This window comes from Kitasatospora sp. NBC_00070 (assembly GCF_045041205.1).
Classification (GTDB): domain Bacteria; phylum Actinomycetota; class Actinomycetes; order Streptomycetales; family Streptomycetaceae; genus Kitasatospora.
Map to the genome: position 1 here is coordinate 250,451 of NZ_CP108247.1, position 25,850 is coordinate 276,300.

30 protein-coding genes and 1 pseudogene are annotated in these 25,850 nt (G+C 73.4%); 17 read left to right on the forward strand and 14 right to left on the reverse strand.

The window, feature by feature from the left end:
* Positions 1-37: 37 nt before the first annotated feature.
* Positions 38-940 carry an NADP-dependent oxidoreductase gene (locus OHV05_RS01200; RefSeq protein WP_405015861.1) on the reverse strand — a complete coding sequence of 301 codons (903 nt, stop codon included), beginning with the start codon at positions 938-940 and terminating at the stop codon, positions 38-40.
* Positions 941-1,118: 178 nt separating this feature from the next.
* Between OHV05_RS01200 and OHV05_RS01205 the strand changes: the two genes are divergently transcribed.
* From OHV05_RS01205 to OHV05_RS01215, 3 genes are all read left to right on the forward strand, one after another.
* Positions 1,119-1,433 (forward strand): amphi-Trp domain-containing protein, encoded by a 315-nt coding sequence (locus OHV05_RS01205; protein ID WP_405015862.1) that lies wholly within the window; start codon positions 1,119-1,121, stop codon positions 1,431-1,433.
* Positions 1,434-1,502: 69 nt separating this feature from the next.
* A complete protein-coding gene (locus OHV05_RS01210) occupies positions 1,503-2,843 on the forward strand; it encodes a DUF2252 domain-containing protein (RefSeq protein WP_405015863.1) in 1,341 nt (446 codons plus the stop codon).
* 62 nt (positions 2,844-2,905) lie between these two features.
* Positions 2,906-3,370, forward strand: a complete 465-nt coding sequence (locus OHV05_RS01215; protein WP_405015864.1) for a VOC family protein — start codon at positions 2,906-2,908, stop codon at positions 3,368-3,370.
* Between the two features lie 201 nt (positions 3,371-3,571).
* On the opposite strand, the gene OHV05_RS01220 is transcribed toward OHV05_RS01215, so the two are convergent.
* The gene (locus OHV05_RS01220) at positions 3,572-4,048 is read right to left on the reverse strand and encodes a hypothetical protein (RefSeq protein WP_405015865.1); all 477 of its coding nucleotides are present in this window, start codon (positions 4,046-4,048) and stop codon (positions 3,572-3,574) included.
* A 272-nt stretch (positions 4,049-4,320) separates the two neighbouring features.
* Here OHV05_RS01220 and OHV05_RS01225 point away from each other — a divergent pair, with 272 nt between their 5' ends.
* Positions 4,321-5,334, forward strand: coding sequence for a DUF2599 domain-containing protein (locus tag OHV05_RS01225; protein WP_405015866.1), 1,014 nt, complete (start codon positions 4,321-4,323; stop codon positions 5,332-5,334).
* A gap of 73 nt (positions 5,335-5,407) precedes the next feature.
* On the opposite strand, the gene OHV05_RS01230 is transcribed toward OHV05_RS01225, so the two are convergent.
* The 3 genes from OHV05_RS01230 to OHV05_RS01240 are packed head-to-tail and all read right to left on the reverse strand — an operon-like array spanning position 5,408 to position 8,812.
* On the reverse strand, positions 5,408-6,211 hold the full coding sequence (locus tag OHV05_RS01230; RefSeq protein ID WP_405015867.1) for a phosphatase PAP2 family protein: 804 nt from the start codon (positions 6,209-6,211) through the stop codon (positions 5,408-5,410).
* A 10-nt stretch (positions 6,212-6,221) separates the two neighbouring features.
* A complete protein-coding gene (locus tag OHV05_RS01235) occupies positions 6,222-7,181 on the reverse strand; it encodes a YihY/virulence factor BrkB family protein (protein ID WP_405015868.1) in 960 nt (319 codons plus the stop codon).
* Positions 7,181-8,812, reverse strand: a complete 1,632-nt coding sequence (locus OHV05_RS01240; protein WP_405015869.1) for a diacylglycerol kinase family protein — start codon at positions 8,810-8,812, stop codon at positions 7,181-7,183. Before OHV05_RS01240 ends, OHV05_RS01235 begins: the two co-directional genes overlap by 1 nt.
* A 352-nt stretch (positions 8,813-9,164) precedes the next feature.
* On the opposite strand from OHV05_RS01240, the gene OHV05_RS01245 reads away from it, so the two are divergent.
* On the forward strand, positions 9,165-9,455 hold the full coding sequence (locus tag OHV05_RS01245) for a hypothetical protein (protein ID WP_405015870.1): 291 nt from the start codon (positions 9,165-9,167) through the stop codon (positions 9,453-9,455).
* Positions 9,456-9,627: 172 nt separating this feature from the next.
* Complete coding sequence (locus OHV05_RS01250) at positions 9,628-10,341, forward strand: beta-glucanase (RefSeq protein WP_405015871.1); 714 nt, start codon at positions 9,628-9,630, stop codon at positions 10,339-10,341.
* Positions 10,342-10,416: 75 nt separating this feature from the next.
* Here the strand turns inward: OHV05_RS01250 and OHV05_RS01255 are convergent, their stop codons facing one another.
* From OHV05_RS01255 to OHV05_RS01265, 3 genes and pseudogenes are all read right to left on the reverse strand, one after another.
* The gene (locus OHV05_RS01255) at positions 10,417-10,878 is read right to left on the reverse strand and encodes a hypothetical protein (protein WP_405015872.1); all 462 of its coding nucleotides are present in this window, start codon (positions 10,876-10,878) and stop codon (positions 10,417-10,419) included.
* Between the two features lie 366 nt (positions 10,879-11,244).
* Positions 11,245-11,814 carry a hypothetical protein gene (locus OHV05_RS01260; protein ID WP_405015873.1) on the reverse strand — a complete coding sequence of 190 codons (570 nt, stop codon included), beginning with the start codon at positions 11,812-11,814 and terminating at the stop codon, positions 11,245-11,247.
* Positions 11,815-11,924: 110 nt separating this feature from the next.
* Positions 11,925-12,928, reverse strand: a pseudogene (locus OHV05_RS01265) (IS5 family transposase).
* Between the two features lie 154 nt (positions 12,929-13,082).
* On the opposite strand from OHV05_RS01265, the gene OHV05_RS01270 reads away from it, so the two are divergent.
* Both OHV05_RS01270 and OHV05_RS01275 read left to right on the forward strand, forming a co-directional pair.
* On the forward strand, positions 13,083-13,235 hold the full coding sequence (locus OHV05_RS01270) for a hypothetical protein (RefSeq protein ID WP_405015874.1): 153 nt from the start codon (positions 13,083-13,085) through the stop codon (positions 13,233-13,235).
* A gap of 341 nt (positions 13,236-13,576) precedes the next feature.
* On the forward strand, positions 13,577-14,488 hold the full coding sequence (locus OHV05_RS01275) for a phytoene/squalene synthase family protein (protein WP_405015875.1): 912 nt from the start codon (positions 13,577-13,579) through the stop codon (positions 14,486-14,488).
* Positions 14,489-14,528: 40 nt separating this feature from the next.
* Here the strand turns inward: OHV05_RS01275 and OHV05_RS01280 are convergent, their stop codons facing one another.
* The 3 genes from OHV05_RS01280 to OHV05_RS01290 all read right to left on the reverse strand — a co-directional run bounded on the left by OHV05_RS01280 (position 14,529) and on the right by OHV05_RS01290 (position 16,630).
* Complete coding sequence (locus OHV05_RS01280) at positions 14,529-15,710, reverse strand: hypothetical protein (protein ID WP_405015876.1); 1,182 nt, start codon at positions 15,708-15,710, stop codon at positions 14,529-14,531.
* A 41-nt stretch (positions 15,711-15,751) separates the two neighbouring features.
* The gene (locus tag OHV05_RS01285) at positions 15,752-16,282 is read right to left on the reverse strand and encodes a SigE family RNA polymerase sigma factor (protein ID WP_405015877.1); all 531 of its coding nucleotides are present in this window, start codon (positions 16,280-16,282) and stop codon (positions 15,752-15,754) included.
* Positions 16,283-16,405: 123 nt separating this feature from the next.
* Positions 16,406-16,630, reverse strand: a complete 225-nt coding sequence (locus tag OHV05_RS01290; RefSeq protein ID WP_405015878.1) for a hypothetical protein — start codon at positions 16,628-16,630, stop codon at positions 16,406-16,408.
* Between the two features lie 199 nt (positions 16,631-16,829).
* Here OHV05_RS01290 and OHV05_RS01295 point away from each other — a divergent pair, with 199 nt between their 5' ends.
* Complete coding sequence (locus tag OHV05_RS01295) at positions 16,830-17,585, forward strand: sugar isomerase domain-containing protein (RefSeq protein ID WP_405015879.1); 756 nt, start codon at positions 16,830-16,832, stop codon at positions 17,583-17,585.
* Positions 17,582-18,529, forward strand: coding sequence for an N-acetylglucosamine kinase (locus OHV05_RS01300; RefSeq protein ID WP_405015880.1), 948 nt, complete (start codon positions 17,582-17,584; stop codon positions 18,527-18,529). Before OHV05_RS01295 ends, OHV05_RS01300 begins: the two co-directional genes overlap by 4 nt.
* Positions 18,530-18,561: 32 nt before the next feature.
* On the opposite strand, the gene OHV05_RS01305 is transcribed toward OHV05_RS01300, so the two are convergent.
* The gene (locus OHV05_RS01305; protein WP_405015881.1) at positions 18,562-18,963 is read right to left on the reverse strand and encodes a heme-binding protein; all 402 of its coding nucleotides are present in this window, start codon (positions 18,961-18,963) and stop codon (positions 18,562-18,564) included.
* A gap of 149 nt (positions 18,964-19,112) precedes the next feature.
* Here OHV05_RS01305 and OHV05_RS01310 point away from each other — a divergent pair, with 149 nt between their 5' ends.
* Positions 19,113-19,949 carry a helix-turn-helix domain-containing protein gene (locus OHV05_RS01310; RefSeq protein ID WP_405015882.1) on the forward strand — a complete coding sequence of 279 codons (837 nt, stop codon included), beginning with the start codon at positions 19,113-19,115 and terminating at the stop codon, positions 19,947-19,949.
* Positions 19,950-20,025: 76 nt separating this feature from the next.
* Here the strand turns inward: OHV05_RS01310 and OHV05_RS01315 are convergent, their stop codons facing one another.
* Complete coding sequence (locus OHV05_RS01315; RefSeq protein WP_405015883.1) at positions 20,026-20,520, reverse strand: peptidylprolyl isomerase; 495 nt, start codon at positions 20,518-20,520, stop codon at positions 20,026-20,028.
* Between the two features lie 222 nt (positions 20,521-20,742).
* On the opposite strand from OHV05_RS01315, the gene OHV05_RS01320 reads away from it, so the two are divergent.
* Both OHV05_RS01320 and OHV05_RS01325 read left to right on the forward strand, forming a co-directional pair.
* Complete coding sequence (locus tag OHV05_RS01320) at positions 20,743-21,657, forward strand: ACP S-malonyltransferase (protein WP_405015884.1); 915 nt, start codon at positions 20,743-20,745, stop codon at positions 21,655-21,657.
* Positions 21,658-21,695: 38 nt separating this feature from the next.
* On the forward strand, positions 21,696-21,935 hold the full coding sequence (locus OHV05_RS01325; protein ID WP_405015885.1) for an acyl carrier protein: 240 nt from the start codon (positions 21,696-21,698) through the stop codon (positions 21,933-21,935).
* A gap of 21 nt (positions 21,936-21,956) precedes the next feature.
* On the opposite strand, the gene OHV05_RS01330 is transcribed toward OHV05_RS01325, so the two are convergent.
* Positions 21,957-22,610 (reverse strand): GNAT family N-acetyltransferase, encoded by a 654-nt coding sequence (locus tag OHV05_RS01330; RefSeq protein ID WP_405015886.1) that lies wholly within the window; start codon positions 22,608-22,610, stop codon positions 21,957-21,959.
* A gap of 142 nt (positions 22,611-22,752) precedes the next feature.
* Between OHV05_RS01330 and OHV05_RS01335 the strand changes: the two genes are divergently transcribed.
* From OHV05_RS01335 to OHV05_RS01350, 4 genes are all read left to right on the forward strand, one after another.
* Positions 22,753-23,271, forward strand: coding sequence for a MarR family winged helix-turn-helix transcriptional regulator (locus tag OHV05_RS01335; protein ID WP_405015887.1), 519 nt, complete (start codon positions 22,753-22,755; stop codon positions 23,269-23,271).
* A 101-nt stretch (positions 23,272-23,372) separates the two neighbouring features.
* Positions 23,373-23,858 (forward strand): hypothetical protein, encoded by a 486-nt coding sequence (locus tag OHV05_RS01340; RefSeq protein WP_405015888.1) that lies wholly within the window; start codon positions 23,373-23,375, stop codon positions 23,856-23,858.
* Between the two features lie 38 nt (positions 23,859-23,896).
* The gene (locus tag OHV05_RS01345) at positions 23,897-24,751 is read left to right on the forward strand and encodes an SDR family oxidoreductase (protein WP_405015889.1); all 855 of its coding nucleotides are present in this window, start codon (positions 23,897-23,899) and stop codon (positions 24,749-24,751) included.
* A 215-nt stretch (positions 24,752-24,966) separates the two neighbouring features.
* Entirely contained in the window at positions 24,967-25,842 is an 876-nt protein-coding gene (locus tag OHV05_RS01350; RefSeq protein ID WP_405015890.1) for an SGNH/GDSL hydrolase family protein, read from the forward strand.
* Positions 25,843-25,850: the final 8 nt, after the last annotated feature.

Consider the following 25,850-nt stretch of genomic DNA (forward strand, 5'->3'; position numbering starts at 1 on the left):
GGTCGGTGGCCGGAGCCCCGGACGAGCCGTGACCGACTCAGTCGACCAGGAGCACGAGCTTCCCGCGCAGGCCACCTGCCTCGCCCACGCGGTGCGCCTCGGCGATGTCGGCGAGTGGGAAGGTCCGTACGGTGGGCGGCACGAACCGGCCCGCCTCGATCAGTGGCCCGATCTCCGTGAGCACGTACAGCGCCCGGCCGGTGTCACCCCGGCTGAACCGGACGCCGTGCTCGCGGGCACCGGCGAAGTCGGCGATCGTCACCACGTTCGCCGGGGCGCCCGCCAACGCGATGAGTTCGGGCAGTACGCCGCTGCCCGCGACGTCGAGGGCCAGGTCGACCCCGCCGGGGGCGAGCGTGCGGACCCGAGCGGCCATGCCCTCGCCGTACGCCACGGGTTCGGCTCCGAGGGAGCGCAGATGGTCGTGGTTGGCCGGTCCGGCCGTGCCGATCACCCTTGCGCCCCGCGCCACGGCGAGTTGGACCGCCGCGCCGCCGATGCTGCCCGAGGCGCCGTTGACCAGGAGCGTCGAGCCGGCCGCCACGCCGAGCTGGTCCAGGGACCGCGCGGCCGTCTCCAGTGCGGCGGGCAGTGCCGCAGCCGTGGCGAAGTCGAGGGCGGGCGGCATGGGGACGTAGTGGTCGAGCACCGCCGACTCGGCCTGTGCTGCGCCTTCACCCGAGAGGCCGAAGACGCGGTCGCCCACGGCAACGTCCGACACACCGTCACCGAGCCGGTCGACGACGCCCGCTGCCTCGTGGCCCAGGGTCTGCGGGAGCTCCCGGTCCATCAGGCCCTGGCGCTTCTTCCAGTCGCCGGCGTTGACCCCGGCCGCACGCACCGCGATCCGGACCTGGCCCGGCCCGGGCTGCGGGTCGGCGAGTTCCACGATCTCCAGGACCTCGGGGCCGCCGAAGCTGCTGAACCGAGCTGCCTTCATCGTCCGCTCCGGTCTCCGCCTCGGTCCGCCCGTCACCGGCACTGTAGACCGCCGCCGACCACCGTCTCGCGGGACACGCCCCGGACCTGACGGACCGACCGATCACGCCCCGGGTGCCCGCCGCACTGCCCGGCCACAGAATGGGCCCTACCTGCTGTTCCGCCGAATCGGAGGCACCGTGAAGGACCTGAAGTTCGAGCAAGAGGGCACGCTCTCCCGCCTGGAGGTGGCCGATCGGCTCGCCGCACTGGCCGAGGCGCTGCGGAGCGGCGGCACCGCCGAGCTTGACCTGGGCTCGGGGAAGCTCACCCTGCGGGTCCCCGACGAACTCACCAGCGAGTTCGAGATCGAGGTCGGCGACGGACACATCGAGCTGGAGATCGAACTCAAGTGGCCGACCACGCGGACCGCACGGACCACGCCGTCCCCCCGGGCGACACCGGCCCCGGCAGCCGCCACGAAGAAGACGACCGCCCGAGGCAGGAAGAGCTGACCCGGAGCACCCACCCACCCCACGAGCGACGAGTACGAGCGACGGACGACGGACGACAGGAACCGCCCCATGACCAGCCCAGCCGAGCGAGCACGCCGCGGCCGCGCCGCCCGAAAGACCGTCACCCGCTCGGCGCACGGCCGCTGGACCGCCGCCGCCGACCGGCCGGACCCGCTCGCCGTACTGGAGCGGCAGGGCGCCGACCGGGTCGCCGAGCTGCTGCCGATCCGGTACGGCCGGATGGCGGTGTCCCCGTTCACCTTCCTGCGCGGTGCGGCCGCCGTGATGGCCGCCGACCTGGCGGCCGTCCCGAACACCGGGCTGAACGTCCAGCTCTGCGGTGACGCGCACCTGCTGAACTTCGGCGTGTTCGCCTCCCCCGAACGGGCGTTGCTGTTCGACCTCAACGACTTCGACGAGACCCTGCCGGGGCCGTTCGAGTGGGACGTCAAGCGCCTCGCCGCCAGCGTCGCGGTGGCCGCCCGCGACAACGGGCACGGCGACGAGCAGGCGTGGCGGGCGGCCCGCGCGGCCGCCCGGGCCTACCGGCTCGCCGTCCGGCAGCTGGCCGAGCTGGGTGAACTCGCGGTCTGGTACGAGCGGATCGACGCCGACCAGGTGCTCGACCTGATCCGTGAACCCAGGAACCGCCGCCGGGCCGAGGCCAACCTCGGCCGGGCCCGCCGCCGGACCAGCCTGCAGGCGCTCGGCAAGCTCACCGAGCGGCGGGACGGCCGCCGGCGCATCCTGCAGGACCCGCCGCTGCTGGAGGCGGTGAGCAGCACCGAGCTGCGGGCCGTCGGCAAGATCTTCAGCGAGTACCGCAGCACCCTCCCCGAGGAGCGCCGGCTGCTCCTCGACCGGTTCCGCTTCGTCGACACCGCACGGAAGGTGGTCGGTGTGGGGAGCGTCGGCACCCGCTGCTTCATCATCCTGCTGACCGGCCGGGACGAGCACGACCCGCTCTTCCTGCAGGTCAAGGAGGCCGGCCGGTCCGTCCTGGCGGACCACCTGCCGGCCGGCGGCCACGAACACCAGGGGCACCGGGTGGTCGCGGGGCAGCGGCTGATGCAGGCCGCCGGTGACATCTTCCTCGGCTGGATGACCGGCCCGAACGGCCGGCACTTCTACGGTCGCCAGCTCCGCGACATGAAGGGGTCGGCCGCCGTCGAGACCATGACCCCGGCCGCCCTCCGCCAGTACGCCCGGCTGTGCGGCACCGCCCTGGCCCGCGCGCACGCCCGCTCCGGCGACCGGATCGCGATCGCGGGCTACCTCGGCGACACCGACACCTTCGACCGGGCGATCGCCGACTTCGCCCTGCACTACGCGGACCGCACCGTCGCCGACCACGCCGCCCTCACCGCGGCGGTCGCCGCCGGCTCCCTCGCCGCCACCTCCGGGATCTGACCCGCCGTCCGCCGGGCGCGGCGTCGGCAGCACCGTCGGTGCGGGTCGGTAGGGTGCCGCCCATGACACCAACCCCGCTGCACTGGAAGCTCGTTGTCGACTCCCACGACCCGCACGCGCAGGCCGACTTCTGGGCCGCCGCGCTGCACTACACGGTCGAGGACCACAGCCCGCTGATCGGCAAGCTGCTCGGCCTCGGCGCCGTCCCGCCCGATCTGGTCATCGAGCACGGCGACCGGCAGGCCTGGCGCGACGCGGCGGCGGTCCGTCACCCCGACGAGCCGTTCGACCCGGAGAGCGGCACCGGGCTGGGGCGTCGGCTGCTCTTCAACCGGGTGCCGGAGTCGGAGAAGAAGACCGTCAAGAACCGCCTGCACATCGACCTGCACGGCCCTGCGGGCGAGCGGGACAAGGAGGTCGAGCGCCTGACCGCCCTCGGCGCCCAGGTCTTCCGTCACGTCAAGGAACCGGCCGGCGAGTGGACGGTCATGACGGACCCGGAGGGCAACGAATTCTGCGTGCACTAGCAATGCTCTGTCAGGTGGCGTCGTAGGGCTGCCACGGGATGGGTTGTCGACGGGCAGGTTGGAGCGACTCACCCGCGCCGAGGGCCGTGCACCGCTCCGCTCGGCTCACCGACCCCGACCGAGCGCGTCCGGGAGTCCACCGGCACCGCCGGCCGGCCCCAGGACGAGCCCGACCGGCCTGGGGAACGGTCTTCGTCACTCTCACCGGCGTCCGTCGAGCAGACGGCGCAGCACGAGGGCGGTGAGGATCGCGGCGGCGGCCGCGACCAGGAGGGGCTTGGGGTTGCTGCGGGCGGCCCTGGCGGCGCGGCCGGCCTGCGCTCGGAGCTGTGAGGAGGTGTGTTCGGTGCTGCGGTGTGCGAGATGTGCGAGGTGTGCCGCGGTGTCGCGAGCCAGGGTGGCGGCCTGGTCGAGGTGTTCGCGGACGGCGGGGTCGTGGGTGTGGGAGTGGGCGGTGTCGATCGCGTGGGTGACGGTGTCACGGACCAGGGCGGCGGCGTGTTCGGCGATCTCCTGGGCCTGGTGCTTGGCGGCGGTCACGGCGCGGACGGCAGCGTCGGTGTCATCGGTGAGACCTTTCATGCTGTGACTCAACTCCTCGCGGGTGCGGTCGGCTTGGGTGGTCAGCTCGTCCACGGACGGCGTGGAGCTGTCGTTCCCCGGTATCCCTGTCGTCATCGGTGGGCCACTCCTCAGGTCGTGGTGGAGCCGACCCGCCCCTGATCCGGAGTGGGTGGCGTCCTTGCCACCTCCCGGCTACCCCGAACCGCGCAACCCACCCACCCAGCTCCCCCACCGATTCCGGCGACCCCCGACCGGGCGGACGGGCCGCTCCCGGTCAGCAGCACATTCCGGCCATCGTCCGCCCTCACCGGCGTGTACGGGCCCGCCCACGAATCCGACCGGGCACCATGTGACCTCCGTGCCCAACAGGCGATAGGGGAACACAGTTGAACACCCGAACCACCACGCCCCGCCTTCTGAGGGCGGCGGCCCTCACCTGCGCCGCCGCCCTCGCCATGGTGACCGGACAGGCCGGCCCGGCCGCGGCCGACGAGACGATCTGCGGCCATCAGGTCGGCGGCGACATCCTCGCCAAGTACCAGTCCGTACAGGGCGAGAACGGCCCGCTGGGCTGCCCCACCTCCGATGAACTGCCCACACCGAACGGGCGCGGCCGGTACAACACCTTCGTCGGCGGCTCCATCTACTGGACGGCGGCCACCGGCGCCCACCCCGTCTGGGGAGCCGTCCGTGACAAGTGGGGCGGCCTCGGTTGGGAGAACGGCCGACTGGGCTTCCCCACCGACGACGAGCTGACCAACCCGGACGGCCAGGGCCGGCGCCAGCAGTTCGAAGGCGGCACCGTCTACTGGCACCCCACCCTCTCGAACGGTGCCCACCCCGTCTGGGGCAAGATCGGCGAACTCTGGGGCCAGTACGGCTGGGAGGGCGGCGAGTTCGGCTACCCCACCAGCGACGAGTTCGCCGACCCCGGGTACAACGGGGTCCGCCAGACCTTCTCCGCCCGTCACATCAGCCTCTTCTGGTCCGCCGGCCGGGGCGAGCCGCACGGCACCTGCATCGGCGAGTGCGTCGGCTACGAGGGCACCACCAACGTCCCCTGGGTCAAGCGGACACACGTGTGGAAGGCCGTCCACAACGGTGACATCGACATCTTCGTCTATCCCACCGACCGGGGATTCGACGACGCCGACACCGACTACAACGCCCTCTGGGACCAGGCGTGGAGCGCCGTTCCCTATCCCAGGGGCCTCAGCGACTCCCAGGGATCCTCCCTCTACAAGCAACTCGCCTGCCACTCCCGCTACGCCTACACCAAGCCCGACGGAAGCCATGTGACCGGCGACAGCTGGGACTTGGAGACCTGGCGACCGGACGTCTCCTGGGACTACGCCGTCAACCCGCTCATCGTGCCCTTCCACCAGTGCAACTGGACCTGACCGTCTCTCGGCGGGACCCTGCACACCGTGGTGACCACCGCGCCGGGCGGTCCGGCGCGGGCCTGACGTACCGTCACCGCTGCCCGCGAACGGGCGCCTCGGGCCCTTCGGAGCCTGCGGTCGCCAGCTCCGGTTCCAGGCCCGCCGTCACCGGCGGCACGCTGCGGCCGGTCTCCCGGCGCCAGGTGTCGAAGGTCCAGGCCGTCGCCGCCACCAGCCCGGCCCCGAGCAGCCAGCCGCCGAGCACGTCGCTGGCCCAGTGCACACCCAGTGCGACCCGGGTGAAGCCCACGCCGAGGACGGACACCGCCGCCAGCGCCCGGGCGGCCCACCGGAGCCCCCGGGGGACCACCGGCTCCAGGACCAGCAGCAGCACCGCACAGGAGGCGGCCGCCGTCATCGCGTGCCCGGAGGGGAAGGAGTACCCGGGCGCGAGCGCCACGGGGTCGGGCAGGCTCGGGCGGACCCGGCCGACCACCAGTTTGACCAGGAGACCGGTGAGACCGGCCGCGATCTCGGTGGCCGCCGCCCACGCGGCCAGCCGCCACGCGCGCCGGTACAGCAGCCAGCCCACCGCCGCCGCGACCGCCAGCCGCATGGTGACCGGATCCCACACGTGGTCGCTCAGCACCCGGATCACGGACAGCAGCGCCGGGTGCTCCAGGACAGCGGCGTGCAGGCGCTCTGCGGCCGCTCGGTCGAGCTCGGCCAGTGGCTGCCAGCCGGCCTCGATCAGCACCAGCAGGAGGCCGGCCGGCACCGAGGCGAGGGTGAACGCACCTGCCACCACCAGCAGCCGCCCGCCGAAGCGACGGTCGGCGGCGCCCAGCGATCGACGCGGGAGACGGCGGAGGAGGCATCGGATGTCGGTCTTCACGCTGCTGCGGCTACCCCCGCTCGGGCTGGTCAGCCCCCGGATCCGGGCTGATCGGCGTGCACTGGCCGTTCCGGTCCGCCTCCAACTGGGCCGCGAACGAGATCCCGAGCAGCAGGGCGATCGCCGTCAGGTAGGCCCAGACCAGGAGTGAGACGCCCGCGCTGAGGGGGCCGTACACGGCGTCGAAGGACCCGCTGATCCGCAGGTAGAGGCGGAGCAACCAGGTGGCGGCCATCCAGAGCACGAGGTACACGGCGGCGCCGAAGGCAAGCCAGCTGTAGCCCGGCTGCTTGCGACGCGGTGCCCGCCGGAAGATCACCACGGCGGAGAGCAGGGCCAGGCCGAAACCCACCGGCCAGCGGAGCACCGTCCAGATGGTCGCCACCCCGGTGCCCGGTTGGTAGACGTCGGCCACCGAGGCGGCGATCTCCGGGCCGGCCACCAGGACCACGAAGCCCGCTCCCATCGGCAGCCCGGCCAGGACGGCCATCAGCACGCCCCGGCCGTACTTGCGATCCGCCGGGCGGTCCCGCTCGATGCCGTAGATGCGGTTCGCGCCGCGTTCGATCTGGCTCATCGCCGTGACCAGGTTGACCATCGAGAACACCAGGCCGAACCAGAGCGCGACGGAGCCACCCGAACCGGCTCGCGTCCGGCTGCGGTCCAGCACCTCGCGGACCATGTCCGCGCTCGGGCCTGCGGTGAACCGCTCGATGGTGAGCTCCGCGACCTTTCCGATCCGCTCGGTGTGCATGACCTCGGAGAGGCCGATCACGGCGATGACGAACGGCACGACGGCCAGGACGGTCTGGAAGGCCAGCGCCCGCGCGTGGCTGAAACCGTCGGCGTACCGGAACCGGACCAGGGCGTCGCGGAACAGCGGCCAGCGCCCGTGCTTCCGCAGGGTCGCGACGGCATCGTCGGCGGACAGCTCCTCGCCCCGGCCGCGCACCCTCCGCGCGGTGCCCATCAGCCCGCCGCCCCGACCGGTCGGCTGCCGGCCTCGGCCGCCGGGCGGTCCTCCGTACCCGGTCGCGACGCCGTGCCCCCGGTCCGGTCGCCCCGGCCGCCGGCCGGGACCGGCGCGTGCACCAGCAGAGCGCCGGGCCGTACGGTCAGCTGCAGGCGCCGACCGTCCTTCACCGGCTCACCGTCCAGCTCACGCGGGGTCCCGCGCTCCGTGACGAGCGTGATCCGGCGGCCGCGGAAGTGTTCCAGGCTGCTCGCGCCGGCCGACCGCCCGCCCCGGGCGGGTCCGCCCGGCCGGGTCTCCTGCTCCGCCCGGCCCTGACGGCCGGTCACCAGCCGGAGTACGGCGCCGCACCAGCCCACCGGTCCCCGGGGCTGGAGCAGCACCAGGTCGAGCACACCGTCGTCCGGCTCCGCCTGCGGCAGCAGGCGCACGCCGCCTTGGAGCGAGCCGACATTGCCGACCACGGCCATCGCGGCCCGGCGGTGGAAGGTGGCTCCGTCGTCGACCGTGACGGCCAGCCGCATCCTCCGGTCCCGCAGGTGTCGGACGATGCCCACCCCGTAGGCGGCCCAGCCCAGGCGGCGCTTGAGGTCCCGCCCGGTGTCCGCCATGACGGCCGCGTCCAGGCCGATCCCGGCCATCACGCCGACCAGGGTCGGCTCGATGCCGTCGCCCTCCGCCAGTGCCAGGTCGATCCGGCGCGGCGCGCCGTCGAGCGCGGCGGCCAGCGCACCGACCGGCGAGGTCGGCAGGCCGAGGTTGCGGGCGAGCAGGTTGCCGGTGCCGCACGGAACGATGGCCAGCGCCGTCCCGGTCCCGGCGAGGGCCTGGGCGCAGGCGGTGACGGTGCCGTCGCCGCCGCAGACCACCAGCAGCGGGAAGCCGTCGGCCACCGCCCGGGCGGCGGCCGACCGTCCGAGGTCGTCCGGGTCGGTCTCGGTCAGCCGGGGCTCGGGGTAACCGTGCTCGGTCAGCATCACGCGGACGCCGTCGAGGACGTCGGGGCCGGCCACCGCGGGATTGGACACCACCATCACCCGCCGGTCCGCCGGCTCGCCCGTCCGTCCGCTCCCCGCCGGGACCCGGCCGGGTGGGGCCGAGGCGGCCGGGTCCCGGCGGGGCCGCAGGAACGGGCTCAGCACCAGCAGGGCGGCGGCGCCGTTCAGCAACCCGGCCAGCACGTCGCTCGGATAGTGCATCCCCCGGTAGAGCCGGCTCACCGCGACCACCAGCGGTACCAGGCAGGCCAGCGCGCCGACCGGCACCCGCCACCGTCGGCCGTGCGCCGACCGCAGGAGGAGCACGGCCAGCGCCCCGTACAGGGCGGTCGCGGCGCCCACGTGCCCGGACGGGAAGCTGGAGGTGGGCAGCGCCCCGTCCAGCCGGAGCACGTCGGGCCGGGTCCGGTCCACCAGGGCCGCCACCGACACGAAGACGACGGCCTGGGCGAGCACCGCGCCACCGACGAACAGCGCCTCCCGCCAGCGGCGCGGCCGGCCCGCGAGCACCAGCGCCGGCATCACCAGCGCGGTCACGGTGACGACGGCGGGCGTGAACGCGACCGCCGAGACCCATCCGGAGGCATGATCCAGTGCCGGGGTCCGGTGCTCCGCCAACCAGGTCACCACCGTCGATTCCTGTGGGTCCCAGAGGCCGAACGGCGGGTGCGTGACGAGGAGTCCGGCCAGCACCAGCAGGACGGCCTGAGCCGACAGCGCCGGGAGTGTCCACCGGATGAAGGGTCTACCCCCTGGTGTCATCATGCGGGACCGTGTGCCCCGGACCGGCGGCTTCACGCGGCCCCGTCCCCTGACAGCCCGTCAGCGGGGCTCGCCTGCCGCAGGTGCCGCGGGTGCATCTCCAGGAGCGGCGCCGCGCCCTCAGAGGGCCGGGGCCGGACAGCGAATCAGTGACGAAAGACCACATCTGACGGGACCTTCCGCGCCCCCTCCAGCGAGCCGGGAACACCAGGATGGTGCCATGAACCGCCGACCCCGCCTTGTCACTCTGGCCGCCCTCGCCCTCACCGTGGCAGCCGCCACCGGGTGCGCGGCCACCGAACGCGACGACACCGAACCCGCCTCGGACCCCACCACCGTCACCACCCCCACGGAACCGGCCGCCCACCCTGCCGACGCCTCGACCCCGGGGGCGCGCGACCTCGGCCGCCAACTGGAACAGCAGGGCCGCGAAACCGGCCGGCAGGCAGAGCAGCAGGGCCGCGAGACCGGAGAACACTGGCGCGACTACGGCGAGTCCCTGCGCCGTTGAGAACGCCCGCTCGGAGGGCGGGTCCGGGAGGGCGCGAGCGCGCCGCAACCCGTGTGGGCACGCCCCTGAGTGCGGGCGCTCGCACCTCCGCGCGCCGGTTGGCCGGGCGGTCGGGGTACCGCTCGACGGGCATACCCGCGGTGACCCGATCATGCGAACCGAGGAGCACCCGGTGACCGAATCGTTTCCGCCGAGCGGCGTGCCGGCCGGACCGGCCGTGGTGTTCGACGCCCCGTTCTCCGATCGCAGGCAGTGGGCGGCCGGGGTCTCGTCCGCCTACCCGCCGGGCGGCCTCAACCCGGCCGACAACAAGCTGGACCACCTGGTCCCCGGCTACGGGCCGGACGGGGACCGGTTCACGGCGGTCCGCGAGACCTCGCGCCGATGGCGGACACCGCTGGTGACCACGGAGAACACCGAGGGCGGGTTCGAACTACGGCCCGGTGACCGGCTGGAGGCGCAGTGCCTGCTGTCGGCCGCGCCGGGCGTCTGGCCGGCGATCTGGACCTGGGGCCGGGACGTCTCCCCCGGCCGCCCGCAGCCGGGCCACGGCGAGGTGGACGTCTTCGAGTACCACGACGACCACCCGCGGATGCTGGAGTTGAGCAACCACGTCCGCCCCGGTGAGCCGGCCTACCTGAACGGCTTGGTCACGCCCGGCAAGTGGCTTGCCGTCAGCTGCCTGTTCGGCACCGACTCGGTGGACTGGTCGGTGGACGGCCACCAGGTCCACGCCGACGGCCAAGGCGTGGGCCCGGCCTGGCGTGCCTGGCTCGTCGTCAACCTGTCCGTGGCCGACGGACAGTGGGGCCACCGCAGACCTCGGGCGGACGCGCGGCAACTGTCCTGGCGCTGCCGTGAGCTGCGGGTCCACCGCTGGGCGTGACGACGGCACCGCTCGGGAACGAAGCACCCGTCCGTCGTCGGGACCGTCCTCCTTCGACCTCGCACATGCGGCCGCTCACAGCCTTGACACGATCGCGCGGGCCAGCGTTTCGAGGTGGTCGCGGATCTGACTGGAGTGCTCGTCGGGGCTTCCCGGGGCAAGGGGGTCGAACGCGTAGTTGACGGCGAAGTTGACCGAGCCCTTGCGCACGTACAGATGGCCACCGATCGAGGCTTCCTCGTACAGGGCCACGTCGCCCACTCCGGCCACCGGTGTGCCGGACTTGGTGAGTCGGCTGACCTCGTAGGGCAGCAGGGTGATGAAGACTTTGCGGCCCTTGGCGGCGTTCACGTAGGTGCACTGTGTGAGGCCCGGCAGGGCGGTGTCGTCCCGGCTTCCCTTGGCCGGTTGGCTGAGGACCGCCCCGACCTCCTCCTCGGTCGCCAACGCGCAGACATCGAGCGCCGGTTTCGCGGGTTCGGCGTCCGCGGAGCCGCCGGAGCTGGTTGCGCAGCCGCTCAGGGCTGACAGGATCACCAGGCCCAGGACTCCCGGTAGGAAGCTGTACCGTGCCGGCCTCCGGGAACGCGTCATGTCCGGCCCCTCTCGTCGAGTCGGTCGTCGGGCGTCCTCGGCCCGAGGCGCGCCGGGCGCAGCAGACACCGTTGCAGACGGCCATGTGACGATGCGTCATCTTCTGGTGGCGGCCAGCCTAGTGCGGCCTTCGTGAAGATTTCTATGATTGCGGCTCATTCCAGCTCCCCGTAACGGCACACACGATCCGGTGGGCGCACCCGCCGGCCCTCAAAAAGGGGAGGACGTCCGGGGCGAGAACTGCCGCGCGGGCCGTGGCCGAAGTGAGGAGGCGGCTGTGACGGCAGCGGACCTCCCGGCCGGTAGTGCTCAGCGGCTGTCCTGACGACCGTAGCGCTTCCTGTGCCAGGCCACTTCTTCGGCGCTCACCGATGAAAGGATCTTGCGCACGTCTCCGAGACGATCGCCGCCGCGCCGACGTTGCCGCCACTCCGGGTGGGCCCGGTACACCATGACGGACACCTGCGAAGCGGGCTGCCAGTGCTGGGTGAACTCTGGACCGTTCGCGTCCGGCACGTCCTCCAGGGGCAGGCCGCGCTTCCCCAACAGTCGCTCCAGTTTGTCGAACCCGAGGTGCCGGTCGAAGCGCCCGTACCGGTCGCGAATCGCCTTGTTGACGATGCCGTCGCCCCGGTACGACAGTCGATGCACCTGCAGCGTGAAGTGGTGCCCCTCCCAAGGGTGGTCCGGCGTCTCCCGCTGCCAGAAGAACTCGACCAGTCCGTAGTCGCGCCACATGCTGTGGTCGTCACGGGAGTTCTCGGCGAAGTCGGCACCCAGGATCGCGGTGACCTGGTCGGGACTGTCCGTCGGCTTGGCATCGAGCACCGTTCCGGAGGCGACCACGTCCAGGTAGAACGCGAGCGAGTGCGGGGTCAACTGGTCTTCCTTGGCCGGGCCGTTGGGTCAGAAGCGACGGCCGGCATATGCGACCAGGACGCCACAAGGATATGCCGGGGCACGGCACTAGGGAGCGTATTTGGTTGTGATCAAGTGGAGCTTCGCGTGAGGTCCTTGATCCAGATAATCGAGGCGCGGAGGTGGAGGCCGGCGAGGTAGCTGCCCGGAGTCTTGTCGTAGCGGGTGGCGATGCCGCGCCACGCCTTCATCCTGTTGATCGCGCGCTCGACGGTGTTCCGCTCCTTGTAGAGGTCGGCGTCGTGGCTGACGGGGCGGCCGCCTCCGGAGCCCTTCTTCTTCCGGTTGGCGGCCTGGTCCTTCTTCTCCGGGATGACCGCCTTGATTCGGCGTTTACGCAGGTGGGCGCGGTTTCCGCGGGACGAGTAGGCCTTGTCCCCGGCGACCGCGTCCGGCCGGGTGCGGGGACGGCCGACGGGCCCGCGCACCCGCACCCTCTTCAGAACGGGGATGAACTGCGGGCTGTCCCCGGCCTGTCCGGCGGTCAGGACAAGTGCAAGCGGACGGCATCCGCGGTCCGCGGCGAGATGAATTTTGCTGGTGAGTCCGCCCCGGGACCTGCCGAGCAGGGCGGCCTTCAGTCGGAGTCCGTGCCGACGCCGGATGCGTCTTCGCTCCTCTCGCGCGGGATCGCTTTCGGCCTCCTGCCCGCTTTGTTCTTCGAGGCCGCCCCCTTTGACCTAGCCTTCTCCTCCTCGGCGGCGGCTTTCTCCAGGGCGGTGACGACGTCCCCGTCGAGGTGCATGCCGGCCGCGTCGTGGTGGGCCCGGGCGGTGGTGGAGTCGATGCTGACCAGGGACAGATCTACCTCACCGCGCTTCGCGGCTTCCGCGATCGTGCCCTCCAGCAGGGCCTCGAAGACCCCGGCGTTGCGCCACTGCCGGAAGCGGTTGTGGACGGTCGACCAGGCGCCGAACTCCGTCGGCATCTCCCGCCACTGCCCGCCCGTCTTGAACCGCCAGATCACACCCTCGAACTGCTGCCGCAGCCGCTCGGGGTACGGGCCGTACTCGCCGATCGGCAGGTACGGCTCGATGAACTCCCACTCATCATCAGTCAGTTGAACTCGCGTCACGCAAGACGGTCTACCGGACCGGGCCGTGCCACGAAGGCACATCCCACAGATTGATCACGACTCGATACGCTCCCTAGCGCCGCCGAGGTGCGGGTACATCTTCAGCTGGGCTCCCGGGGATGGGCCCGGGCGCACACGGCGTGAGGGGGACGCAGTGAAGAAGAAGTGGTTCGGCGTGGACCGGTTCGGTCTGCTCTTCGGTGTGGTGGCAGTGCTGTGGCTGATCTTCCTCCTCTGGCTCGCGGTCAACGACGACCGGAGGTGCCCGGGCCGCCCGAACTGCAGCGTCACCAGCGTGGAGCACTGACCGGCCGCTGAGGCGGAAGGTGTGGCGGGCGACACCCTGCGGGGTGCCACCACCGAGTGCGCGCCCGGCCGGGCCGGGCCGGCCATCAGCGCGAACGGCTGATCCGGCCACGCCCGTACGGCAACCGATGCGCGATCGGTTGCCGTACGGGCGATGGCCGTCCAACGGTGCCGCGCAGCGGGGTGGTGGGGTGGCAGAGGCCGCCGGTGTACCGCAAATCGGTATGCAGGCCTTGAGCCGTGGCCCGGAAGAGACCGTTTCGGTTCCCGGAGCACCCGCACGGGCCGCCCGGCGGCCACCGGCTAGGCTCGGCGCCGGGAACGAGACGATCGGTGGGCCGAGTGGGCAGGTGGGAACGGGCGCTGGACGCGGCCGGGGTGCACGACCCGGGGCTGCGGGCCGACTACGGCCGGCAGCGGCGGCAGGTCGCCGCGTACAAGCGGGAGGTGGCGCTGGCCACCGGACTGCTGCTGCCCGGCGCGACGGTGCCGCACGTGATCGCGGCCGCCGCGTTCATGCACCACACCGACACCCTGCTGGACAGCGGCCCGCCGGCCAACCGCAAGGCGGCGTCCGCCCGTTGGGCACACGAGGTCTCCGAGGCTCTCGCCACCGGCCGCTCGGACGATCCGGAGATCCGCCCCCTGCTGCACACCGTCGGCGCGCACCCGGTGCTCCGCGACCGCGTGGCGGACTACCTCGCCGCGGCGGCCACGGATCTCGACTTCACCGGGTTCGCCACCGAGGAGGACTACCAGCGCTACGTGGACGGGTACTCGCTGCCCGCCTTCCTGGTGGTCGCCACACTGCTCGGCCCGGACGGCGACCGGACGGCCTTTCAGGCGGCCTGCCGGACGTTCATCGACGCGAGCCAGCGGCTGGACTTCGTCAACGACCTGGCCGAGGACCTGACGGACGGTCGGCTCACCCTCCCGGTGGCGACGCTGGAGCAGCACGGCGTCACCCGCGCCGACCTGGAGCAGGCGCGCGCCGTACCGGCCGTGCTGGACCTGCTGGCCGACCAACTCGACCGGGTGGACCGCACCTTGGCCGAGGGAGCGGCGGTCGTCGACCTGGTACCGGCCGCCCACCGGCCGATGGTGCGCTGCCTGGTCGGGGTGGACCGGCTCACCAGCGCCGCCGCCCGCGCCGCAGGCGGTGCGCTGCTGCGCGGGCCCGCGAGCCCGTCCAAGCCCGCCGCGCTGCGGCTGCTCGGCCGGGAGTACCTGCGGGCCCGGCGACGGCTCGGGTGACGGCTCGGGTGACGATCGGTCCCCCGAGCCGCCCGGGGTGTCACCCCTGCCAGGTCGGCGAGGCCACGATGGCCGCCAGCTGGTCCATCGTCAGCACCTCCCGCCCGGACAGCGGCGGAACGTCCGGCCAGACACCCGGCGCGGCCTGGCCGACACTCACCCGGGTGCCGTCCGGGTGCAGCGCCTCGGCCGACCAGGTGAGCACCGGGCCGGTCTCGTCCGAGTCCGCCCGCGACTCGCGGCGGACCACCGAGGTCCCGTCGGCGGTCCGGGTCAGGTTGCTCGGGTCGGCCCCCGACTCGAAGGCCTCCCGGGTGATGACGCCGTAGCGCTGCGCGCTGATGTTGAGCACCACCTGACGGTCCTGCCCGGTCAGCGTCAGCACGGTCTGGCCGTTGGCGAACCGGCCTTCGGGGGCCTTGGCCGTGACGCCCGGCGGCAGCAGGGCGGTGGCGGTCGCGGCGATCCTGGCCGCCGGCAGGCCGGAGAACGCCTGCTTGGGGTACCTCGGGGTGGTCACCGCTCCGAACACCGGGTCCCAGGTGGTACTGGTGACGATCCCGATCATCTGCGGCACGCCGACCGCGGAGTCGGTCCGCTCGCCGTCGGCGAGCGATGCCTCCAGGCGGATCCGCCGGCCGTCCGTCGTGGTGGCGGTCACCACCCACTGCCGGCGGACCGGAGCCTGCACCCAGCTGTCCTGCTCCACCACCACGATCGTCCCGTCGGGGCGGACCGTACGCTCGCAGGTGCCGCGCTGAAGGCCTGCCATGCATTCGGTGCCTGGGGTGTCCGCGTCGACCGGCAGCGCCATCCGTTCGGTGGTCAGACCGAGCTGGGTGGGCCCCTTGCCGTCGTCGAGGGTGAGGGCGATCTGCGCGATCTCCCCGAAGGGCTTGGCCTTCTCCACGCCCGAGGCGTGCACCTGGGCGACCTGGCCGGGCGGCAGCAGCGCCCGTACGGTCTGCTCCATGAAGGCGGCGGAGATCGACGGGTCGTCGGAGGCGACAGTGGTGCCCCTGCCGCTGCCCGGCAGCACCGCGACCGCGGTCACCGTGCACAGGGCCAGGGCCGCGGCCCCGACCAGCGCGGCGGCGCGGCGGCGCCGGCGGATCGCCCGGCCCCGGGCGGCGGCACCGGCGGCGAAGGCGGGCGGCGACGGCTGCGGGGCCAGGGCGGCCGCACCGCGCAGGGCCTTGACGAGATCGTCCTCGGTCGACATGGCGTGGCTCTCCTCGGGCTGGGGTCCGGGCGGCTGCGTCCTCACTTGACGGCCAGTTCTGCGAGTTCGGTGCCGAGCACGCTGCGCAGGCGCTCCAGCGCCCGTCCGCTGCGGGTGCGGACCGCGCCCGACCGCTGCTTGAGGATCGTCGCCGTCTCCTCCACGCTGCGGTCCTCCCAGAACCGGAGCACCAACACCGCCCGGTCCTGGGGCGGGAGTTGGGCCAGCGCGTGCAGCAGCGTCAGCCGCAGCGCCGGGTCCCCCTCGCTGACCGGCGTCTCGGAGAAGGTGTCGGTGACGTGCTCACCGCTGCTCCGGCGCCGCTTGTGGGTCAGGAAGGTGTTGACCAGGGTCGTCTGCGCGTAGCCGACCGGGTTCTCCATCCGTGACACCGTGCGCCACCGGGCGAACATCCGGCCCAGCGTCTCCTGCGCCAGGTCCTCCGCGAGATGGGCGTCGCCGCCGGTCAGCAGGAAGGCCGTCCGCACCAGGTGCGGCCCGCGCCCGGCGGCGAACTCCAGGAAGTTCGCCGGCCCTTCGGGTGCCGGGTCGTGCTCCGTCGTGTCCTTCATGTCCTTCCAACGCGATGGGGGCGCGATCATGTCACAGCCCGCCGCCGAAAACCTGCCTGGCCCGGGCCGGCGCGTACGGCCGCCGGGCTGACGAGCCGTCGGTGTCCGGCGGCGGGCCTGGCGTCAGATCGCGGTACCGGAGTCCGGGTCGGAGAACGTCAGCCCGCCCACGGCGAGCGGCCGACGGGCCGGACGCGGCTCGGCGACCTCCTCGCCGGGCGGCTGCCGGAAGTCGGCGCCCTGCTCGACGGGGTGCAGGTGCCGGCCGGTGCTCGGGGCCGGGACGGGCGCGTCGGTGGCGGGTTCGGAGAATGCGGGCAGCCCGAGGCTGCGGCGGTCGGGGGTCATGTCGATCAGTGTGACAGGTCCACGGACGGGCCCCGCCCCGGGCCTGCTGCGCCGACCCGCGGCACCCCCAGCGGCACACCACGGGCCGGTCACCGGGGCCTCCGGGCACCGCCCCGCACCCGGTCCAGACCACTCGTTGACAGCGGCCGGGTGCAGCCCAATAGTTGGGCAGCACAGCGAGCCCAACGAGGAGGTCCAGGTGCCCACACCGTCAGCGGCGGAGTTCACGGCCGCGGTCCACGCCGCGATCGACCGGGTCGGCAAGGAGCAGGCCGAAGGGGTGGCCAGGGCAGCCCAGTTGATCGCCTCGGCACTGGCGGCCGACGGCATCGTGCAGGCCTTCGGCACCGGACACTCGGAGGCGCTCGCGATGGAGCTCGCGGGCCGGGCTGGCGGGCTGGTCCCCAGCAACCGGATCGCCCTGCGCGACGTGGTGCTGTACGGCGGCCGGCCCCTGGACGTGCTGAAGGGGCCCGAGTTGGAGCGCGGCACCGACTCCGCCGCCCTGCTGTTCGAACTCGCGGCCCCGCACCCGGCCGACGTCTTCGTGCTCGCCTCCAACTCCGGGGTGAACGGCTGCGTGGTCGAACTCGCCCGGCTGGCCAAGGAGAACGGCCATCCGGTGATCGTCATCACCTCGGCCGAGCACACCGCCCGGGTCCAGCCCAAGCACCCGTCCGGCCTGCGGCTGCGCGACCTGGCCGACGTCGCGCTGGACAACGGGGCGCCGTTCGGCGACGCCGTGCTGCCGATGAAGAGCGGTGGCCTGGCCTGCGGCATCTCCTCGATCACCGCCGCGCTGCTCGCCCAGCAGATCGTCGCCGAGGTGATCGCCCGGATCGAGGCCGCCGGCGGCGTCCCGCCGGTCTACCTGTCGGCCAACATCCCCGGCGGCGACGAGCACAACCGGGTGCTGGAGGCCCAGTACGCCGGCCGGATCCGCCGTACCGCATGACCGGCGGACCGCTCGTGCTCGGCCTGGACGTCGGCGGCACCACCAGCCGGGTGCTGCTCGCCGATCTGGACGGCCGGGTGCTCGCCACGGCCACCGGTGCGGGCGGCAATCCGGTCTCGCACGGCGGGGCGACCGCCGCCCGGCACGTCCTGGCCGCCCTGCGCACCGCCCTGGCCGAGGTCGATCCGGCCAGGGTCACCGCCGGGGTGATCGGCCTGGCGGGCGGTCAGATCACGGGCCCGACCCTCGATCAGGTCTGGCCCGCCGCCGGGCTCCTGACCACTCCGCACCTGGTCAGCGACCTCGAACTCGCCTACGCCGCAGGCACGGCGGGCCCGGCCGGGTCGGTGCTGCTCAGCGGCACCGGCGCGGCCGCGGCCCAGTGCCGGGACTTCGAGCCGGTCCGGATCGCCGACGGCCACGGCTGGCTGCTCGGCGACCGGGGTTCCGGCTTCTGGCTCGGCCGGGCGGCGGTCACGGCCGCCCTCGCCGCCAACGACCGGGGCGAGCTCGACGGCCTCGCCGCCCGGGTGGTCACCGCCCTGGCCGGCCCGCTCCCGGCCGGGCCGGGGACCCGCGCCGCCGTGATCGCCGCCGTCCATGCCGACGCCCCCGTCCGGCTGGCCCGGCTCGCCCCGCTCGTCCTGGCCGCCGCCACCGCGGGTGACCCGGCGGCCCGGCGGCTGGTCGAGCGGGCGGCCGACCACCTGCTCGACTCGCTCACCGCCGTCCGCCCGGCGGATTCGGCCCTCCCCGTGGTGCTGGCCGGTGGCGTGCTCTCGCCCGGCTCCCCGCTCTGCACCTCGGTCCGCGCCCGGATCGCCGCCCGCTGGCCCGACGCCCCGCTCTCCCACACCGGCAACACCGCCGGCGCCGCCGCCTGGCTGGCCGCCCGCAGGCTCGGCCGCACCGACGGGGCGCTGCACGCCCGCCTGACGGCCTGAACCGGTCGGCGACTGACGGGCCGTCCGTCCGTTCAGAGGGCTGCCAGACCCGCCTGCGCCACTTGGACGTCCTGGTCGCCCGTACCACCGGAGACGCCGATGGCACCCAGCACCCGGCCCGCCGCGTCGGTGATCGGGAGGCCGCCGCCGAACGAGACCAGCCCGCCGTTGCTCCACTCGATGCCGTACGCCGGCCCGCCCGGCTGGGAGACCGCGCCGAGCACCGAGGTGGGCATCCGGAACAGGACGGAGGTCTTGGCCTTCTTCAGTGCCAGGTCGATCGACCCGAGCCACGCGTCGTCCATCCGGGAGAAGTGCAGCAGGTGGCCGCCCGCGTCGACCACCGCGATGTTCATCGCCGTCCCGATCCCGGCCGCGGCGTGCCGGCCCGCAGCGGCGATGCGGGCGGCGGATTCGAGCGTGAGCACGGTCATGGGGGCCTCCGGTGCAGTGGTGGGGTGGACGTCCACCAGCCTCCCGGCCCGGGTCGTGGGCGACCAGAGCCCTCCGGTGGCCGGGAACCGCGTTCCTGGGGTCGACCGACCCGGGAACGCGCCGTACCACCGGTGCCAGACTGGCCCGGATGAGCGAACTCGGAGACTTCCTGAAGGCCAGGCGTGCCGCGATCACGCCCGAAGAGGTGGGCCTGCCGCCGATCGGCAACCCGCGCCGCGTCAAGGGCCTGCGCCGGGAGGAGGTCGCCCAGCTGGCCGCCCTGAGCGTCGACCACTACACCCGGCTCGAACAGGGCCGGGTGACCGCGACCTCCGAGAACGTCCTGGCGGGCCTCGCCCGTGCCCTGCGGCTCACCGACGACGAGCACACGTACGTGCGCACGCTGGCCCGGAGCCGCCCCGCACGCCGCTCCCCCGCCGCCGCCCGGGTCGCCGGTCCCGTGCAGGACCTGCTGAACGCGCTCACCCACACACCGGCCCTGGTCCTCGGCCGCCGCACCGACGTCCTCGCCTGGAACCGCGCCGCGGCCGCGCTGTTCGTCGACTTCGCCGCCCTGCGGCCGGAGCACCGCAACCTGGTCCGGCTGCTGTTCCTCGACCCACGGATGCGCGCGCTCTACTCCGACTGGCCGGCCGTCGCCGCCGAGGCCGTGGCCAGCCTGCGGATGGACGCCGTCCACGCCACCGGCGACGCCCGGCTGGCCGAGCTCGTCGGGGAGCTCTCGCTCCGGGACGACGACTTCCGGCGCTGGTGGGGCGGCCACGCCGTACGGGCCGCGGGCGGCGGCCGCAAGCGCCTCCGGCACCCGGTGGTCGGCGCGATCGAGCTCGACTGGCAGGCCATGCGGCTCGGCGCCGCCCCGGACCAGACCCTCGTCACGTACACGGCGCCCGCCGGCGGCCCGGACCACGACGCGCTGCGCATCCTGACCTCCTGGTCCACCGACCCGTCGCGGCGCGGCTGACCGGGGACGGACGAACGCGACCGGCCCCGGGCGCTGCCCGGAGCCGGTCGCAGGTGCGTTGCCGACGGGGTTCGGATCAGGCCTCGACGACGCCGGACGCGGCGATCTCGATCTTGGCCTTGGTGGCACCCGACTGCGAGCCGAGGGACTCGATCTTGTCGACGATCTCCTGGCCCTCGACGACCTCGCCGAAGACGACGTGCTTGCCGTCGAGCCAGGAGGTGACGATGGTGGTGATGAAGAACTGCGAGCCGTTGGTGTTGCGGCCGGCGTTCGCCATCGACAGCAGGTACGGGCGGTCGTGCTTCAGGTCGAAGTTCTCGTCGGCGAACTTCTCGCCGTAGATGCTCTTGCCACCGGTGCCGTTGTGGTTGGTGAAGTCACCGCCCTGCAGCATGAACTCCGGGATCACGCGGTGGAAGCCGGAGCCGGCGTAGCCGAAGCCGTTCTGGCCGGTGGCCAGCTCGCGGAAGTTCTGGGCGGTCTTCGGAACGACCTCGTCGAAGAGGTTGAAGACGATGCGGCCCGCAGGCGCGCCATCGATGGTGATGTCGAAGTAGGCGTTGCTCATGGGTTCGATTCTGTCATCCCCGGTGCACTGCTCCGGCCACCGCCGTCGGACACCGGCGACCGTCCACCGGTCGCGGCCCGCCCTGCTCGCGGGGACGGACCTGGCACCCCCGCGCCCGCAACACCCCGGGCACGTTCAACAGAACTGGGACGGAGGGTGGTTGTGCGCGCCTCCCGGGGTGTCGGTTAATCGAGTGGTACCCCATCGGCCCCTGGAGCCCAGATGCGTACCCTCCATCTCTTTCCCGGCCAGGGCGACTTCGAGCTCCGCGTGCTGCGCGACTGGCTCGCCACCCGCTCCACCGCCCGCGACCTCGCCGCCGAGGTGTTCGCCGCCGTCGACCGGGCCGCCGCCGAGGCCGGACTGCCGGCCATCGGCCCGATAGCGCTCGGCACCGAGCCACCCGACGGCCGCGAGTCGGTCGACGGCCCGCCCGGCGCCCATCAACTGGCCCTGTTCGGCGCCTGTCTGACCGTCCACCGCGCGGCCGCCGCGAGCGGCCGGGCACCGGACCGGCTGCTCGGGGTGAGCTTCGGCGAGGTCGGCGCGCTGACCGCCGCCGGGGTCTTCGGGCTGACCGACGGGGCCCGGGTCGCCGCCGAGGTGGGCCGGCTGCTCCCCCGCGACGGCGGCCTGACCTGGATCGGGGCGGGCGAGGCCGCCGTACGGGAGTTCCTGGACGAGCCCGACGTGGTGATCGCCTGCGTCAACTCCCGCACCGAGTGCATCCTGGCCGGCCCCGCCCCCGCCCTGGAACGGGTGGCGAAGCTGGCCACCTCCCACGGCCTCCCCGCCGTCCGCGTCCAGGTCCCGTTCTACGCCCATCACCCCGCCCTGATTCCGGCCGCCGCCGCCCTGGCGGCCTTCGTCCGCGACCTCCCGTGCCACCCGCCGAAGCTGCCGGTGTACTCGGCCGCCCACCTCCGCACCTACCAACACCCGTCCGCGGTACCGGAGTTGCTGGGAGAGTGCCTGACCCGTCCGGTACGCCTTCCGAAGGCGCTACGGCTGGCCTCCGGCAACCGTCAGGCGGTGCTGCTGGAGGCCGGCACCGGCAGCGCGCTCGGCCGCAGCGCCCGCCAGGTGCTCCCGACGGCCACCGTCCTGTCGCTGCCGGAACTGGGCAGCACCCCGTGATCCCGCCCCGCACACCCGCTCACCCTGGAGGCAGCCACGTGAACGCCGTCTACGAACACCTCACCCTCCTGCTGACCGAGAAGTTCGAGGTCCCCGCACCCGAGATCCGCCCCGACGCCACCCTCACCGACCTCGACCTCGACTCCCTGGCCGTCGCCGAGCTCTTCCTCACCCTCCAGGAACACTGGGACGTCCCCCTCGAGGACGACAGCACCACCGCCACCCTCACCCTCACCGAGGTCACCGACCGCATCACCACCATGCGCCTCGCCGACTGACCGCCTCGCAACCTGTCCAGCTCAGCGGGCGGCGTCCGACGGCTCGTACCAGAGGCTCGCCATCGGGGAGCGCACGGTCCAGCCCAGCGCGGCGTAGAGCGCCCGGCCCTCGGGTGTGCCGACCAGCAGGCCGGTCCGCGCACCGGCCTCGTACGCGGTGCCCTGCAGCGTGCGCATCACCAGCCCACCGAGGCCCTTGCGCCGGTGCTCGGGGGCGGTCTCGACCTGGTCGACCACGGCATGGTCGCCCACCCGGGCGATCTGCCCACGGGCGGCGAAGTGCCCGGCCCGCGTCCGGACCAGCACGCGGCTGACGCCGCCCCGGGTCCAACTGGTGAGCATGTAGCCGACCGGCACCTCGGGGCGCTCCGGGGCCAGCCGGCAGGTCATCAGGAAGCCGGGGAGGTCGCGCCGCCAGCCCGGCCCGACCCAGGGCAGGACCGCCTCGTCCTCGGCGAACAGCTTCAGCCACGTCCAGGGCGCGCTCGTCGCAGCGACGATCTCGCGCACCTCGGCCTCGGAGGGCTCCGGCAGCACGTGCCGGGCGACGTGCCTGGGCTGCCCGACGTCGATCGTCCACCCCCACGGCTCGTCGATCGGGTCCGAGCCGCCCCGGGAGACGGCCCAGCCCTCGATCCACCTCCGCACGAGCTCACTGATCCCGGTGTCCGGCATCGACGCCCGCTCCCCTCTTGTTGGTAACAGATGCAGCTGCAGTGTGCACCTTACGCAAGGGGGCCGGGCCCTGGCTACGGATTTCCGGACCGCCCGCACCGGCACCTTGACAGCCGAGATAGTTAGCCGCCATATTATCTACATGACGAGGAGCGGGGACGACGGCGAGACACCCACACTGGAGCAGGCCCGGCAGCAGGTCGAGCACTACGGCCTGGCCGTCGATCCGCAGGCGGTGCTGGTCGCGGTGCGACTGATCTCGGCCGGCGCGCGGGTCGGCCGGGCAGCCGAGGCGCACTTCGCCAGGTTCGGCCTCTCGACCGGACGGTACCGCCTGCTCGCCGTCCTCGAGGCGCACGGCGGGGAGAAGTCCCCTTCGAGCCTTGCGGCCGATCTCGACGTCTCCCGGGCCACCATCACCGGCCTGCTGGACAGCCTCGAACGCGAGGGCCTGATCGCCCGGCGTCCGTCCACCGAGGACGGGCGGGGCACGGTGGCCATCCTGACCGCGCGCGGTGCGCAGCGCCTGCGTGACATGGCACCCGAGCACTTCGGCCGCCTGGAGTCGATGGTGGGCGGGCTCAGCACCCGGGAGCGCACCGTGTTCCTCGACCTGCTCGCCCGCGTCGTCCAGGGCAGCGCCGCCCTGACCGCCGACTGATCCGACCCCGGCCCGCCCGGCCCCGCCCTCTGGGCCGGGCCTTTTTTACGACGCAGTAGTTAGCCAGCTAATTATCTCGCCCGCACGAGAAAGAGGCCCGCATGACCGCAACGAAGGACACCGTCGGCCGACGCCGGGCCGCCACCCCACCACCCCGGCGGTTCGTCCTCTGGCGCGAAGTACTGACCGCCTACGCCGCCCCCGCGCTGATGGCCGGCACCGCCGGAATCCTCACCGGACAGCCCGACCTCGCCAGGGCGGCCGTCACCTCGATCGCCGGCACCTCCGCCGTGGTGGCGCTATTGATCGGCGCCTGGCTGCACCGCGGGGGCCGGCCGCGCCGGTGGACCGTCGCCGTCCCGCGCGTCGTCCTGACCGCCGTCCTGCTCGTCGCCGCCGTCGGCGCGGCCGGGCTGCTGGGCTGGTTCGCCGCCGAGTGGCTGCCCGCCCACACCGCGATACCCGACGCGGCCTGGCTGGACCGTCTGCGCATCGACCTGCCGGTGTCGGCGGCCCTCGCCACCACCATCGTCACCCTGCGCTGGCGCAGCACCGTCACCGCCACCGCCGCCACGCACCAGCCGTAACACCCACCAGGAAACGAGGACACCCGATGATCGTTGTCATGGGAGCGACCGGAACCACCGGAAACGCCCTGCTCCACAGCCTGCTCGCCCTCGGCGAGCCCGTCCGCGCGCTGACCCGCACCCCGGAACAGCCACTGCCCGGCCTCACCGGCGCGCACCGCTTTCCCGTCGAGGTCCAGTACGCGGACGCCACCGACCCCGACTCGCTGCGCACCGCCTTCAAGGGCGCGAGCCGGCTCTTCCTCGCCATGGCCAACAGCCCTGCCCAGGTGGAACTCGAGACCCGCGTCATCGACATCGCCGCCGACGCGGGCATCGGACACCTCGTCAAGGTCTCGGCCCCCGCCGCCGAGCCCGACTCGCCGGTGGCGATCTCCCGAGGACACCACGCCATCGAGGAACACCTCCGGGCCACCGGGCTCACCCACACCGTCCTGCGTCCGTACGCGTTCATGCAGAACCTGCTGCGGCTCGCCCCCGGCGTCGCCCAGGGCGTCGTCCTCGGGACCATGGGCGACGCCTCCTGCACCTACGTCGACTCCCGCGACATCGGCGACGTCGCCGCCGCCGTCCTCACCCGGCCCGGACTCGCCGGCCGCACCTACACCCTGACCGGCCCCGAAGCCGTCTCCCACCCCGAACTCGCCGCCCGGCTGACCGTCCTGACCGGCCGTGAGGTCCGCTACGTCCACCTCACCCCGGAGGAGCTGCGCGACCACCTCGTCCACCGGGTCCGGATGCCCGGCTGGCTCGCCGAGCACGTCACGGAGATCGAGCAACTCGCCATCGCCCGCCCCGACACCCCGACCACCACCGTCGCCGACCTCCTCGGCCGACCGCCCCGCACCCTCGACGCCTTCCTGCAGGAACACCGCAACCACTACCGCGGCTGACCCGACCCGGGTGCCGCCGCCCGGCCCGCGCCGGGCGGCGGCACCAACTCCCTTTGCTGCCGGAGTTATTGACAGTTCATCACTCGCCGCACATCCTTACCGCACGGTAGCACCGCCTGGTAACAACGGCGGAGGGCGACAGCGCCTCCCGTCGGCGCCCCCACGCCCACCCGGCGGGTGCTCCTCCCCCACCCACCCCACCCGGAGGCACCCCCATGCCGTCGACCGGAACCACCCGCGCCCGCACCACCGTCACCGCCCTCGCGCTGACCGCCGCACTCGCCGGCACCGTGACCGCCACCGCGAGCCCCGCCGCCGCCCGGACCTCGTACGCCCGCTACGTCGCGCTCGGCGACTCGTACGCCTCCGGCGCCGGCGTACCGGACCAGATCGACACCGCCTGCACCCGCTCCAGCCGCAACTACCCCTCGCTGGTGAGCGCGGCCCTGGCACCCACCGCCCGGGCCGACGTCACCTGCGGCGGCGCCACCACCGCGCACATGACCACCACCCAGACCGGCTCCGGCGGGCCGCAGTTCGACGCCCTGACCGCCGACACCGACCTGGTCACCCTCACCATCGGCGGTAACGACATCGGCTTCGCCGACATCATCGTGCGCTGCGCCACCCTCGGACTGTTCTCCCCCAACGGCGCACCCTGCAAGTCCAGTTACGCCAAGTCGGGGGTCGACCAGCTCGCCGTGAAGATCGACGCGACGGCCGCCAGGATCGCCGCCACCCTCGACGGCATCCGGCAGCGCTCGCCCGGGGCCACCGTCCTGGTCACCGGCTATCCCGCGATCCTGCCCGACAACGGCACCAACTGCTTCTCCACCGTCTCGATCGCCAAGGGCGACGCCCCCTGGCTGCGCGACACCGAGAAGCACCTCAACGCCGTGATCGCCGCCCAGGCCGCCGGCCACGGCGCCCGCTACGTCGACACCTACACCCCGTCCGTCGGCCACGACGCCTGCAAGCCCACCGGCACCCGCTGGCTCGAACCCCTCATCGCCAGCGGCGCGGCCCCGTTCCACCCCAACGCCGCCGGGGAACAGTCCATGGCCACCGCCACCCTCGCCGCAGCCGGCTGACCCGCCCC